Below are 12,937 nucleotides of genomic sequence, written 5' to 3' on the forward strand. Positions count from 1 at the left end.
GAAAACATTGGAAAGACCGCTGCCGGACAAACAGGCCGGCAGCGGTCTTTTCCGCCTTATCTATTTTTCATGCTGCTTTTCAGGCTGCTTTGGCCGCGCGCCAGGCATCAAAAGCGGCAGCCTGCACGGCGCACAGTTCGACAATGCCCTGCCGTCCGAGCGCCAGCAGCTGCGCCAGCTCGCTGCTGTCGAACGTGGCGCCTTCGGCGGTGCCCTGGATTTCGACGATGCCGCCGTTATCGGTCATCACCAGATTGACGTCGCTGTCGCAGCCGGAGTCTTCGGGATAATCCAAATCCAGCAGCGGCACTCCGCCAACCACGCCGGCGGATACCGCGGCAATGCGGCGGACAATCGGGTTTTCTGCCAACACGCCGCTATCGACCAGCTTCTGCACCGCCATCTGCAGCGCAACGAAGGCGCCGGTGATGCTAGCGGTGCGGGTACCACCGTCGGCCTGGATGACGTCGCAGTCGATCAGAATCTGGCGCTCGCCCAGTTTTTCCATATCCACGGCGGCACGCAGGCTGCGGCCGATCAGGCGCTGGATTTCCTGGGTGCGGCCGGACTGCTTGCCCGCTGCGGCTTCGCGGCGCATACGGCCGGCGGTGGAAGCGGGCAGCATGCCGTATTCGGCGGTTACCCAGCCTTTGCCCTGCCCGCGCAAAAAGGGCGGCACGTTTTCTTCGACAGTGGCGGTGCAGATGACTTTGGTGTTACCGCAGGCGATCAGTACCGAGCCGTCGGCATGGGGCAGAAAGTCGGCGCTGATGCTGACGGGGCGCAGTTGGCCGGCGGCGCGGCCGGTGCGGGTATAGGTCATGGCTTAACTCCGTAAAAAGGGCGGATTATATAGCGCGCCAAGGCGGCCTGAAACGGGAAAAACCATCCTTTTGGCAGCCTTTCAGGCTGCCTGCTTCTCTGTTAAGATGCCGCGACTTTTTCAGCATCAGCAAAGGAAAAAACATGACAGTATTCAGTATGACCGGCTATGCGCACGCGGCCGGAGAATATGCAGGCAAACGCATCGAACTGGAATTGCGGTCGGTCAACCACCGCTTTCTCGATGTGCAGTTCAAAATCCCCGAAGACCTGCGCCATCTGGAAGGCAGCCTGCGCGAAACGGTAGCGGCCAAAACCAGCCGCGGCAAAGTAGAGTGCCGCATTCAGATCAGCAGCCTGCCGAACACCGGCGGCTCGCTGCACATCAACCAAAAACTGGTGGACGAGCTGGCGGAACTGAATGCCAAATGGCGCAAAAAGCACGGCGGCCTGGCCAAATTAAGCGTGGCCGACATCCTGCATTTTCCCGGCGTCATCGCCAGCGCCGCAACCGATACCGATGCGCTGGCCGATGGCGTGCAGGTGCTGTTGAAACAGGCTTTGCAGGACTTTGTCGGTGCCCGCAGCCGCGAAGGGGTAAAACTGCAGGCGCATATTCTCGAGCGCTTGGATCTGATGGAAGCGATTATCGGCGCTTTGGAAGAGCTGTTCCCCAACCTGCTGCAGGCGCATCTGCAGCGCACCCGCCACCGCCTGGCCGAAGCCGTCGCCCATATCGACGAAGACCGGCTGCGCCAGGAATTTGCGCTGTTTATGCAAAAAGCGGACGTGGACGAAGAATTCAGCCGCCTGCGCACCCACATCGCCGAAGTGCGCCGCATCGTTACCGAGCAGAACGGCAGCATTGGCAAGCGGCTGGACTTCCTGATGCAGGAGTTGAACCGCGAAGCCAACACCCTGGGCAGCAAAGCCATCGCCAGTGAATGCACGCAGGTTTCGGTGGAATTGAAAGTGCTGATCGAGCAGATGCGCGAGCAGGTGCAAAACATCGAATAAGCAGCCTGAAACGGCAAAAAAGCAGCCTGAAAACTTTTCAGGCTGCTTTTTTGTCGGAACATTAGTGTTGTGCATTTGAAACGTAATCCGCGTTTGGCGCTTACATTTTCAGGCATCGCCTAACAGTTTCTTGGCTTGTCTTGTATAATCTTCACAATTACGCCCATTTCATAAAGGCAGCTGGTCTCGCCAAGCAAGCGCCGGCTCCTCAATAAATTACACGGATTCAACCACATGAGCATAGGCCTCTTACGGGTTTTGGTGCAGCACAAGCTGGTGCCGCAAGACAAGCTGGAAAAATATCAGTCTGCCATCAGCGCCGACAAAAACATCCTGCCGATGATTTTCGATGACGGCGTAACTTCGCCCGAAAATCTGGTCACCCTATTATCCAGCGTATTCAATTATCCGATTCTTGATCTGAACTATTATCCGCGCAGCAATATCGTTAAAGATATTATGGACGAACAGCATATGCAGAAGCTGCGCTGCATCCCGATTTTCAAGCGCGGGCGCCGCGTATTCATGGCGGTTTCAGATCCAACCCAGCTGCAAAACATCCAAAAAGCCCTGTTCAGCTCGGGTTTGAACGTGGATTTGGTACTGGTGCGCAACGACCAGCTGGAGCGCCTGCTGGAATGGTTCGGCCAAAGCAGTACCAGCATTCTGAAAGAAATAGACACCGACTCACCGGAAAGCCAGCAAAAAACGCTTATTGTGGATGGCGACGAAGAAGAAGACGGTCCGGTTGCCCGCTTTATTCAGAAAATCTTGTCAGATGCGCTGAATGCCGGCGCATCGGATATCCACTTTGAATTCTACGAAACCATGGCACGGATCCGTTTCCGCGTGGACGGCCAGTTACGCGAAGTGGTACAGCCCCCCCTAGCCTTGCGCAGCCAGCTGGCATCCAGGATTAAGGTAATGGCTAAACTGGATATTTCGGAAAAGCGCGTACCGCAGGACGGACGTATCCAAATCCAGTTTTCCAAAAACGCCAAAGCCATCGACTTCCGTGTCAACACCCTGCCTTGCCTGTTTGGCGAAAAAGTGGTGATGCGTATTTTGAATTCGGATGCCGCCACCCTGAATATCGACCAGCTCGGTTTTGAGGACTTCCAAAAAGAACTGATTATGGAAGCCATCCACCGCCCCTACGGCATGGTGCTGGTAACCGGTCCGACCGGTTCGGGTAAAACGGTATCACTGTATACCTGCTTGAATATTCTGAATACCGATGATGTCAATATCTCAACAGCAGAAGACCCTGCGGAGATTAACTTGCCCGGCATCAACCAGGTAAACGTAAACGACAAACAAGGCCTGACTTTCGAAGCCGCACTGAAAGCTTTCCTGCGTCAAGACCCGGATATCATCATGGTGGGTGAGATCCGTGACTTGGGTACCGCCGATATCGCAATTAAAGCAGCGCAAACCGGCCACATGGTGTTCTCCACCCTGCATACCAACAACGCTCCCGCAACCCTGTCGCGTATGCTGAATATGGGTGTGGCGCCGTTTAATATTGCCAGCTCGGTCAATCTGATTATGGCGCAACGTTTGGCTCGCCGCCTGTGTCCGGCCTGTAAAACACCGGTAGAACGACCACCCGAGCCCGCATTGCTCAACGCAGGCTTTACGAAAGAAGATTTGGAAGGCGATTGGCAGATGTACCGCCCGGTCGGCTGCGACGTATGCAAAGGCAAAGGCTATAAAGGCCGTGCCGGTCTTTATGAAGTGATGCCGATTACCGAAAAAATGAAAGCGGTAATTATGAATAACGGTACCGAAGTCGATATTGCCAATATCGCCTATGAAGAAGGCTTGGTGGACTTACGCCGCTCAGGCATCTTAAAAGTCATGCAAGGAATCACTTCGTTAGAAGAAGTTATGGCAACCACCAACGAATAAACAGCAAGCAATCGTGTAAGAAGAAAAGGAAATTACTATGGCCGCAAGCAAATCCGCAGCGAAATTTTCTGCAGCTAAAAAAGCTGCCGTCGGCAATAAGCCTGCCCCTAAAAAAGAAAGCGGCACGCGCTTCCAATTTGAAGGGAGAAACCTCTCTACCGACACAGTCACACGTGGCGAAGTGGTGGCAAAAAACGAGGAAGAAGCGCGCCAAAAACTAATGCGCCGCCAAATCAAGGTAATCAGCATTACCAAGATGAAAAAAGTGCGCGAGAAAAAAATCACTCAAGCAGACATTACTGTATTTACCCGCCAACTTTCAACCATGATGAAAGCCGGTCTACCATTAATGCAGGCATTTGATATTGTGGCAAAAGGCCATAGCAATGCCGCAATGACCCGTCTTTTATTGGAAGTACGCTCGGATGTGGAACAAGGTAAATCCTTGGGCGAGTCTTTTGCAAAACATCCGAAGTACTTTGACAAATTTTATTGCAACCTAGTCAGCGCCGGTGAAGCGGGTGGTGTTTTGGAAGGCCTGTTGGACAAATTGGCAACTTATAAAGAAAAAACCCAAGCGATTAAGAAAAAGGTTAAAAGTGCCCTAACTTATCCCATCGCGATCGTGGTTGTTGCTGTTGTTTTGATTTTGATTATGATGATGTTTGTCCTGCCCGAATTTGGCAAAGTTTACAGCGGGATGGGCGCAAGTCTTCCGCCATTAACCGAATTTATGATGGCGCTTTCCGATTTCTTCGTACAAGCGGGCTGGGTTATTATTCCGGCATTGGTTCTTGGAACCATTGGTCTTATACAATGGCATAAAAATTCTCCGAAGTTTCAGAAAAAAGTGGACGGCTGGTTGTTAAAAATGCCCATTTTCGGCGATATTGTACGCAAAGCAACTCTTGCGCGCTGGGCTCGTACTACTGCTACCCTGTTTACCGCAGGGGTACCATTGGTAGAAGTATTAGATTCTGTTGCCGGCGCTTCTGGCAATATCATTTATGAAGAGGCTACTAAAGAAATACGCTCAAAAGTAAATCAAGGTATTTCCCTTACCTCCAGTATGCAAGCAACCGATCTTTTTCCCAATATGATGATACAGATGACTTCAATCGGTGAAGAGTCCGGTTCCATCGACGATATGCTAAACAAAACCGCCGAGTTTTATGAAGATGAAGTAGACAATGCCGTTGCCACACTTTCCTCACTCATGGAACCGATTATTATGGTGGTTTTGGGCAGCATTATTGGTGTAATTCTCGTAGCCATGTACCTACCCATCTTCAACTTGGGTAACGTAGTAGGCTAATAACAAATAATGGAAACCGGCATCATCATTTTCCTCGCCGCCCTATTCGGTCTGTTGATCGGCAGTTTTCTCAATGTCGTTATCTACCGCTTGCCGATCATGCTTGATAAAGCATGGACGGCGGCGGCGAGGCAGCAGCTTAATCTTGAAGTTGAAGAGCAAGCGAAATTCAATCTGCTCACTCCCCCCTCGCGCTGCGGTAATTGCGGCAGCGCGGTCAGACCTTGGCAGAATATTCCGGTTATCAGCTGGCTGGCGTTGCGTGGTCGCTGCGCCAGCTGCCGTCATCCGATCAGCATCCGCTATCCCCTAGTGGAAATGCTTACTGCTGTTATGTTCGGGCTGATGGCTTGGAAATTCGGCGAATCCTGGGTTACGGTCGGCGCCTGTCTATTTAGCGCCTTTATTGTTGCTTTGGTCTTTATTGATGCCGATACCCAGCTTTTGCCCGACGATCTAACCCTGCCGCTAGTTTGGTTGGGATTGCTGTTTAACTGGCAAACCGGTTTCGTCAGCCTGCCCAGCGCCTTATTGGGTGCAGTTTGCGGCTATATGAGCTTGTGGCTGCTGTTTCACCTGTTCAAACTCCTTACCGGTAAAGACGGGATGGGTTATGGCGACTTCAAAATGCTGGCAGCTATCGGCGCTTGGCTCGGTGTAGCCATTTTACCGATTGTCGTACTGGCAGCCGCGCTGGTCGGCATTGTGGCAGCCCTGGTCAAGCGACTGGCCAAAGGCCAACCGATGGCATTCGGCCCCTGTTTGGGTATTGCCGGCTGGCTGGTATTTCTGCTGCACGAGCAAACTGATGCCGCCATCAGATGGTGGCTGCACAGTTCGGGATTCCAATAATGACCACATGGATAGGGCTGACCGGTGGTATCGGCAGCGGCAAATCACAAACGGCTGCGCTTTTTGGCGAACTCGGTGTCCCGCTGATTGACGCCGATACCGTTAACCGCACATTAACCGACACCCCCAACAGCCCGCCGCTGTGCGCCATCCGCCGCCGTTTCGGCGAGCAGGCCCTGGATGCTTCGGGCCGCATGAACCGCCCCCATATCCGTCAAACCGTTTTTAACGACCCTCAAGCCAAACGGGATTTGGAAGCCATTCTCCACCCGTTTATCTTTACCGAAATCCGCAGCCTGAAAAACCATTTCACTGATTTTCCTTACGGAATTATCGAAATCGCCATCTTGGCCGAACAGCCGGTATTCCGCAATCTGGTCGAACGCGTCCTACTGGTGAGCGCCGATGAAAACGTCCGCATCGGCCGCGTGATGCGGCGCAGCGGCTTGACAGAAGCCGAGGTTCGGGCGATTATCGCCGCCCAGGCCGCCGAGTCGGACCGCCGCAGCATCGCCGACGACATCATCGACAACAACGGCAGCCTGAAAGACTTGCAAGAAACCGTATTCAGGCAGCATCAAATCTATACCCGGCTGTATTCCCCGGCACACTGAATGCGCCTCCTGATATTTTCGGTGCCGTAACGGCGGTTGCAATCTGCCCGTTACGGCATTTTTCATGCCAACTTTTGGTTGGAGAAAGCGATTCATGTTACGTTTCGACCACCCCTTATCCGAACGGGTGCGCAGCCTGATCCGCATTGAGCATCTGTTCAATCGCTTTAACCACGCTGTTTCCGGCGACGACAAATGGTCGCACCACATCGCCATCGGCACCCTGTTTGAAATTATGGACTGCTCTTCGCGCGCCGATTTGAAGCTCGACATCCTGCAAGAGCTAGAACGCCAGCGCCAGGCCATCAAACACCAGCCCGACGGCAGCGACAGCCTGCTCGCCGAAATCAACCGCGCCAGCCACGATCTGCAGGAAATCCAGCAGAAATTCGGTCAGCATATCCGCGAAAACGAATGGCTGATGTCGCTCAAACAGCGCATCTGGGTCGCCGGCGGCACCACACCGGTCGAACTGCCCAGCTATTACTACTGGCAAAAGCAAGACGCCGAAATCCGCCGTCAAGATCTCTGCCGCTGGAGTCAGGCGATGATGCCGACCTACCACGCCGTGCGATTGCTGCTCGAAATTCTACGCAACAACCGCCGCGAAGCCGACTGTCTGGCCGAACACGGCAGCTATCAGCAAAACAGTCTGGCCAAAAACATCCACCTGATTATCATCGAAGTTCCGGCAAAATACGGCGTAATGCCTGAAGTTTCCGCCAACAAATACTTCACCCACGTCCGCTTTCTCCACGCCAGCCAGGAAGCCATGCGCGGCAGCCAGGCCGAAAGCGATGTCGAATTCAAGCTGATTATGTGCAGCTTCGATTCCACCTGGGTGTAAGCCCCTCCCCTTTTCAGGCAGCCTGAAAACCTTTTGCGCTTTCAGGCTGCCTTGCTTGACTGCAACACCCCACCGCCCGCAGACAACCCGAAACGCAAGATTGGCGGCGTTCTCCGCTATAATGGGCAGCCTGAAAACCCTAGCCAAGCGAAAGGAAGACGCATGTCCGACCTTGCCTACATCGCCGCCGAACTGCAAGCGCGCGGCAAAACCGTTACCTGCGCCGAATCCTGCACCGGCGGGCTACTTGCCGCCGCCTTAACCGAGCTGCCAGGCAGCTCCGCCTTTTTCGACCGCGGCTTTATCACTTACTCCGACAAAGCCAAGCAGCAGGTACTGAACGTCAATGCCAACACCCTGCGCCACTACGGTGCCGTCAGCGAAGAAACCGTACGCGAAATGGCGCTCGGCGCGCTGATTGCCACCAAAAACGACTTCGCGCTCAGCATTTCCGGCATTGCCGGCCCAGACGGCGGCAGCGACGACAAACCCGTCGGCACCGTTTGGTTCGGTTTCGCCACCAAACAGCGAATCTGGGCCAAACAGCACCACTTTTCCGGCAGCCGCAGCCAAGTGCGCGAACAGGCGGTGCAATACGCGCTGGCCATACTCGCCCACTATCTGAAAACCACGCCCGCCTGATTTCAGGCAGCCTGAAAGCCGCAAACCGCCGTTTTTCCTTACCCACAAACCCGCCACAGCAAGGATTCCGCATGGCACAGTTTTTCGCCATCCACCCCGACAACCCCCAAGAGCGCCTGATCAAACAGGCCGTCGAAATCGTCCGCAAAGGCGGCGTCATCGTTTACCCCACCGATTCCTGCTACGCGCTCGGCTGCCATCTCGGCGACAAAGAAGCGATGGAACGCATCCTGCGCATCCGCCAAATCGACCTCAAACACCACCTCACCCTGATGTGCGCCGATTTGAGCGAACTGGGCACCTACGCCAAAGTGGACAACAGCCAGTTCCGCCAGCTCAAAGCCGCCACCCCTGGCAGCTACACCTTTATCCTGCAGGCCACCAAAGAAGTGCCCAACCGCACCCTGCACCCCAAACGCAAAACCATCGGCCTGCGCGTGCCCGACAACACCATCGCCCTCGCCCTTTTGCGCGAACTGGGCGAACCCATGCTCTCCTGCACCCTGATGCTGCCTGAAGACAGCGAACCACTCACCGATCCATACGAAATCCGCGACCGGCTCGAACACAGCGTCGATCTGGTGATCGACGGCGGCTGGTGCGGCACCGAACCCACCACCGTTATCGACATGACCGACGGCACCGAACTCGTCCGCCAAGGCAAGGGTGACACCGCCCTTTTCGGCCTTTAAACCTTCAGGCAGCCTGAAAAGCGCAGCGGTCTTGCCCAAGCCAAACCGCCCCCGTTTTTCAGGCTGCCTGCCAACTGGCTTTCAAGCCGCGCCGACTATATAATGCGCGGCTTGATTTTTTAAGGTAAACCCATGGAAGCCGAACGCATCAACCAGCTCAACAACCAGTTAGACGATCTCGAACAGCGCAGCGACGACATCCGCGACTACATGGACTACCAGGGCAAAAAAGACCGCCTGGAAGAAGTGGTCGGTCTCTCCGAAGACCCCGATCTGTGGAACGACCCCAAACGCGCGCAGGAAATCGGCAAAGAGCGCAAAATCCTCGAAGGCGTCGTCCTCACTCTCGACACCATCGCCGGCGGCATCGAAGACAACCGCATGCTGATCGAAATGGCCGTTGAAGAAAACGACGATGCCGGTTTCGCCACCATCGAAAACGACGTGGCCGAACTCGAAAAACAAATGGCCGGCCTCGAATTCAAACGCATGTTCAACCAGCCCGCCGACCCCAACAACTGCTTTATCGACATCACCGCCGGCGCAGGCGGCACCGAAGCCGAAGACTGGGCAGGCATGCTGCTCCGAATGTACACCCGCTACGCCGAGCGCAAAGGCTTTAAAGTGGAAGTGATTGAGCAAGACGACGGCGAAATCGCCGGCATCAACAACGCCACCCTCCGCCTCGAAGGCGAATACGCCTACGGTTTACTACGCACCGAAACCGGCGTGCACCGCCTCGTGCGCTACTCGCCGTTTGATTCCAACAACAAACGCCACACCTCCTTTGCCTCCGTGTTCGTTTATCCCGAAGTGGACGACAGCTTTGAAGTGGAAATCAACCCCGCCGATTTGCGTACCGATACCTACCGCGCATCGGGCGCGGGCGGCCAGCACATCAACAAAACCGACTCCGCCGTGCGCATCACCCACATTCCCACCGGCATCGTTGTCCAATCACAATCCAGCCGTTCGCAGCACGAAAACCGCCGCATCGTGATGGAAATGCTGCGCTCCAAACTGTTCGAGCTGGAAATGCGCAAGCGCAACGAAGAAAAACAAGCCCTCGAAGAAGGCAAGGCCGACGTCGGCTGGGGCAGCCAAATCCGCTCTTATGTGCTGGATTCATCACGCATCAAAGACTTGCGCACCAGCTATGAAGTGGGCAACACCAAAGCCGTGCTCGACGGCGATTTGGACGGCTTTATCGAAGCCAGCCTGAAACAGGGCGTGTAGCCCAATAAGCACAAGCAGCCTGAAAACGGGTTTGAAGCGTTTTCAGGCTGCCTGCCACCCTTAGCATGCTTATGAACGCCCCTTCTCCCAACCCCGCAAAGCAGCCTGAAACACCCGCGCTGGCCTGGATTTTCGGCCAGCCGGTTACCGATCTGCCGCAGGATCTGTTTATTCCGCCCGATGCGCTGAAAGTGGTTCTGAGCAGCTTTGAAGGGCCGCTCGATCTGCTGCTTTATCTAATCCGCCGCCAGAATATCGACGTGCTCGACATCCCGATGCTGCGGATTACCGAGCAGTATCTCGGCTACATCGCCCAGATGGAAGCCCACCAGTTTGACTTGGCAGCCGAATACCTGCTGATGGCCGCGGTGCTGATAGAAATCAAATCGCGCCTGCTGCTACCGCAAACGCCCGACGAAGCCGACGACGAAGAAAGCGACCCCCGCGCCGAGCTGGTGCGGCGCCTGCTCGCCTACGAACAAATGAAACTGGCGGCGCAGAATCTCGACGCCCTACCCCGCGCCGGCCGCGATTTCGCCTGGGTTTGGCTGCCGCTGGAAATCGCTGCCGAAGCCAAACTGCCCGAAGTGGCCGTCGCCGACCTGCAGCAGGCGTGGCTGGCGATACTGTCCCGCGCCCAAAACCACAAAAGCCATGCCGTGGTGCAGGAAGCCGTTTCCGTCCGCAGCCGCATGAGCAGCATCCTGCGCCGTCTGCAAAGCGGAAACTGCCGCTTCAGCGAGCTTTTCGATCCCGCCGCCGGTCCCGCCCATCTGGTCGTCAACTTCATCGCCCTGCTCGAACTGGTCAAAGAAGGACTGGTGCGGCTGCTGCAGGAAGAACAGTTCGGCGACATCAGCGTCAGCCTGCACGACGGCAGCAGCCACCCCGTCGAAGAAGCAGCCTGAAAACGCTGTTTTCCGCATCTTTTTTATTTTCAGGCTGCCTTGATGCCATGAACTACGCTCTCGATGCCCTTTGGCAACACCTGCACCACCCGCGCATCCGCACACTGGCCGCACTGCTGACCGCCCCGCCGCCGTGGCGCAGCGGCCGCGAAATTCCAGTATCCCTGCTGCTGGGCAGCCGCGGCTTCCGCCTGCTGGAGCAGTGGGACAGGCAGCCTGAAAGCCAACCGCAGCTGCTGCAAACTGCCAACGAACAGCAGGCACTCGGCCGTTATGCCGAAAGCCTGCTTGCCGCATGGTTCGCCCACGCCCCGCACAGCCGCCTGATTGCCGCCAACCATCCGGTTTCCCTACCAAACAGCCGGCAGCAAAGCGGCGCTTTCGACTTTATCGTCGAACTCGACGGCCGGCTCTGCCACATCGAATTGTGCTGCAAATACTACAGCGGCAGCGGGCAGCCTGAAAGCATGGTCGGCCTGAACCCGCAAGACCGGTTGACCGACAAAACCGCAAAAATCCTGCAGCAAAGCAGCCTTTCCGCTACCCCGGCCGGCAGCAGCAGCCTGAAAACACTCGGCTTTACCGAATCCGCCGTCCGCCGCTACACCCTGATACGCGGCAATCTGTTTACCCCCGACGGTACGCTGCCCGCGCATCCGCTTTACCAGCCGCAAAGCTGGTGCGGCCTGCTCAACCCCGATATCGGCGCCCTGCCCCAGCCACCGCAAACCCGCTTCTACCGCCTGCCACGCTGCGAATATCCCGCCCCCGCCCGTATCGACAGCAGCCTGAACGGCTGGCACGGCACACCCGATCGCAACGGCATTTACGCCGCCATGCAACGGCAAGCCGACGGCAACTGGCACGAAACTTTTCGTTTTATGGTTACAAACCAATTAGATAACCATTAAACAGCGCACTATTTTCAGGCAGCCTGAAAAAGCAAAATCACCGCCGTGGGCCGTATATAGCATCCCATTCCGGTTTTTTTACGAAAAAACCAAACTATTCACTTGAATTCAAAACAACAATTAGCGATAATCCGCCCCTTGCATTTTCCAGAAGGTAACATCATGACCATGACCAAAGCAGAGCTGGCCGATATCTTGGTAGAAAAAGTCAGCAGCGTGAGCAAAAACGACGCCAAAGAAATCGTCGAACTTTTTTTTGAAGAAATCCGCACCACGCTTGAGCGCGGTGAAGAAATCAAAATTTCCGGCTTCGGCAATTTCCAGCTGCGCGACAAACCGCAGCGCCCCGGCCGCAACCCCAAAACCGGCGAAGAAGTGCCGATTACCGCCCGCCGCGTGGTTACTTTCCATGCCAGCCAAAAACTGAAAGGCATGGTGGAGCATCATTATGAGAAGCAGCGCTAAACTTCCGCCCGTCCCCGCCAAACGCTACTTCAGCCTGCCCGAAGTATGCGAGCTTGCGCAAATTCGCCCCGAGCAGCTTGCCGAATGGCAAAGCCGAAACGGCAGCCTGCGCCAGGGCGGCAACGCCTTCACCCGCACCGACGTCATGCAAATCCGCCAACTGCACCACGGCATCAGCGACTATTTTGCCCAAGACTATCTGGACGAAGAAGGCCGCCCGGTAATCGCCGCCCCGCAAATGCGCCAGGAATTGCAAGACCTGCTTTATAAAATAGAAAAAGCGCTTGCCATTTAACCCGGCTTTCTTTACAATTCGCGTCTTTCCCAAGTCGGAGTGTGGCGCAGTCTGGTAGCGCACTTGCATGGGGTGCAAGGGGTCGAAGGTTCGAATCCTTTCACTCCGACCAAAATGCTAAAAGCAGCCTGAAAGTTTTCAGGCTGCTTTTTTATGCTTTGAAAACAGCCCAAACCAAAAGCAGCCTGCAAACCCCGAATCCGCTTTTCAGGCTGCTTTTGCAAAAAAAAAAAACGGCTCAACCGCAAAGCGGCGAGCCGGAAACGAAAGGATACATTATGAAAGGGGTTGCGGCAGCATGGCTGCCGCGAAAACGACCGCCGTTAAAGCAGCCGACAAACTGGTGGGTGATGACGGAGTCGAACCGCCGACATTCTGCTTGTAAGGCAGACGCTCTACCAACTGAGCTA

General features: G+C 55.4%; 14 protein-coding genes and 1 tRNA gene. 14 read left to right on the forward strand and 1 reads right to left on the reverse strand.

Translation table 11 applies throughout. From position 1 onward, the window contains the following. Positions 1–79 precede the first annotated feature (79 nt). Positions 80–823 carry a ribonuclease PH gene (gene rph / locus MB824_RS10280; protein WP_238748436.1) on the reverse strand — a complete coding sequence of 248 codons (744 nt, stop codon included), beginning with the start codon at positions 821–823 and terminating at the stop codon, positions 80–82. A gap of 143 nt (positions 824–966) precedes the next feature. On the opposite strand from rph, the gene MB824_RS10285 reads away from it, so the two are divergent. The 14 genes from MB824_RS10285 (at position 967) to MB824_RS10350 (ending at position 12,639) form a co-directional block, all read left to right on the forward strand. Continuing rightward, positions 967–1,839, forward strand: a complete 873-nt coding sequence (locus MB824_RS10285; RefSeq protein WP_238748437.1) for a YicC/YloC family endoribonuclease — start codon at positions 967–969, stop codon at positions 1,837–1,839. 234 nt (positions 1,840–2,073) lie between these two features. Next, positions 2,074–3,750, forward strand: a complete 1,677-nt coding sequence (gene pilB / locus MB824_RS10290; RefSeq protein WP_238748438.1) for a type IV-A pilus assembly ATPase PilB — start codon at positions 2,074–2,076, stop codon at positions 3,748–3,750. 37 nt (positions 3,751–3,787) lie between these two features. Further along, complete coding sequence (locus MB824_RS10295; RefSeq protein WP_238748439.1) at positions 3,788–5,065, forward strand: type II secretion system F family protein; 1,278 nt, start codon at positions 3,788–3,790, stop codon at positions 5,063–5,065. A 9-nt stretch (positions 5,066–5,074) separates the two neighbouring features. After that, positions 5,075–5,917, forward strand: coding sequence for a prepilin peptidase (locus tag MB824_RS10300; RefSeq protein ID WP_238748440.1), 843 nt, complete (start codon positions 5,075–5,077; stop codon positions 5,915–5,917). Continuing rightward, positions 5,917–6,531, forward strand: coding sequence for a dephospho-CoA kinase (coaE, locus tag MB824_RS10305; RefSeq protein ID WP_238748442.1), 615 nt, complete (start codon positions 5,917–5,919; stop codon positions 6,529–6,531). The genes MB824_RS10300 and coaE overlap by 1 nt, the downstream gene beginning before the upstream one ends. Before the next feature lie 94 nt (positions 6,532–6,625). Continuing rightward, positions 6,626–7,378, forward strand: a complete 753-nt coding sequence (zapD, locus tag MB824_RS10310) for a cell division protein ZapD (protein ID WP_238748443.1) — start codon at positions 6,626–6,628, stop codon at positions 7,376–7,378. A 162-nt stretch (positions 7,379–7,540) separates the two neighbouring features. Further along, positions 7,541–8,020: a nicotinamide-nucleotide amidase gene (pncC, locus tag MB824_RS10315; protein ID WP_238748444.1), complete on the forward strand. Its 480-nt coding sequence runs from the start codon at positions 7,541–7,543 to the stop codon at positions 8,018–8,020. Between the two features lie 71 nt (positions 8,021–8,091). Further along, positions 8,092–8,712, forward strand: a complete 621-nt coding sequence (locus MB824_RS10320; RefSeq protein WP_238748445.1) for an L-threonylcarbamoyladenylate synthase — start codon at positions 8,092–8,094, stop codon at positions 8,710–8,712. A 132-nt stretch (positions 8,713–8,844) separates the two neighbouring features. Then, positions 8,845–9,948 carry a peptide chain release factor 2 gene (gene prfB, locus MB824_RS10325; RefSeq protein WP_238748446.1) on the forward strand — a complete coding sequence of 368 codons (1,104 nt, stop codon included), beginning with the start codon at positions 8,845–8,847 and terminating at the stop codon, positions 9,946–9,948. A 71-nt stretch (positions 9,949–10,019) separates the two neighbouring features. Continuing rightward, entirely contained in the window at positions 10,020–10,856 is an 837-nt protein-coding gene (locus tag MB824_RS10330) for a segregation and condensation protein A (protein WP_238748447.1), read from the forward strand. Positions 10,857–10,903: 47 nt separating this feature from the next. Beyond that, on the forward strand, positions 10,904–11,767 hold the full coding sequence (locus MB824_RS10335) for a DUF1853 family protein (RefSeq protein WP_238748448.1): 864 nt from the start codon (positions 10,904–10,906) through the stop codon (positions 11,765–11,767). Positions 11,768–11,929: 162 nt separating this feature from the next. Next, positions 11,930–12,232, forward strand: coding sequence for an integration host factor subunit alpha (locus MB824_RS10340; RefSeq protein ID WP_238748449.1), 303 nt, complete (start codon positions 11,930–11,932; stop codon positions 12,230–12,232). Then, positions 12,216–12,527 carry a hypothetical protein gene (locus tag MB824_RS10345; RefSeq protein ID WP_238748450.1) on the forward strand — a complete coding sequence of 104 codons (312 nt, stop codon included), beginning with the start codon at positions 12,216–12,218 and terminating at the stop codon, positions 12,525–12,527. The genes MB824_RS10340 and MB824_RS10345 overlap by 17 nt, the downstream gene beginning before the upstream one ends. A gap of 35 nt (positions 12,528–12,562) precedes the next feature. Continuing rightward, positions 12,563–12,639, forward strand: a tRNA-Pro gene (locus MB824_RS10350). Positions 12,640–12,937 lie beyond the last annotated feature (298 nt).

This window comes from Kingella pumchi (genome assembly GCF_022288825.1).
Taxonomy (GTDB): domain Bacteria; phylum Pseudomonadota; class Gammaproteobacteria; order Burkholderiales; family Neisseriaceae; genus Kingella_D; species Kingella_D pumchi.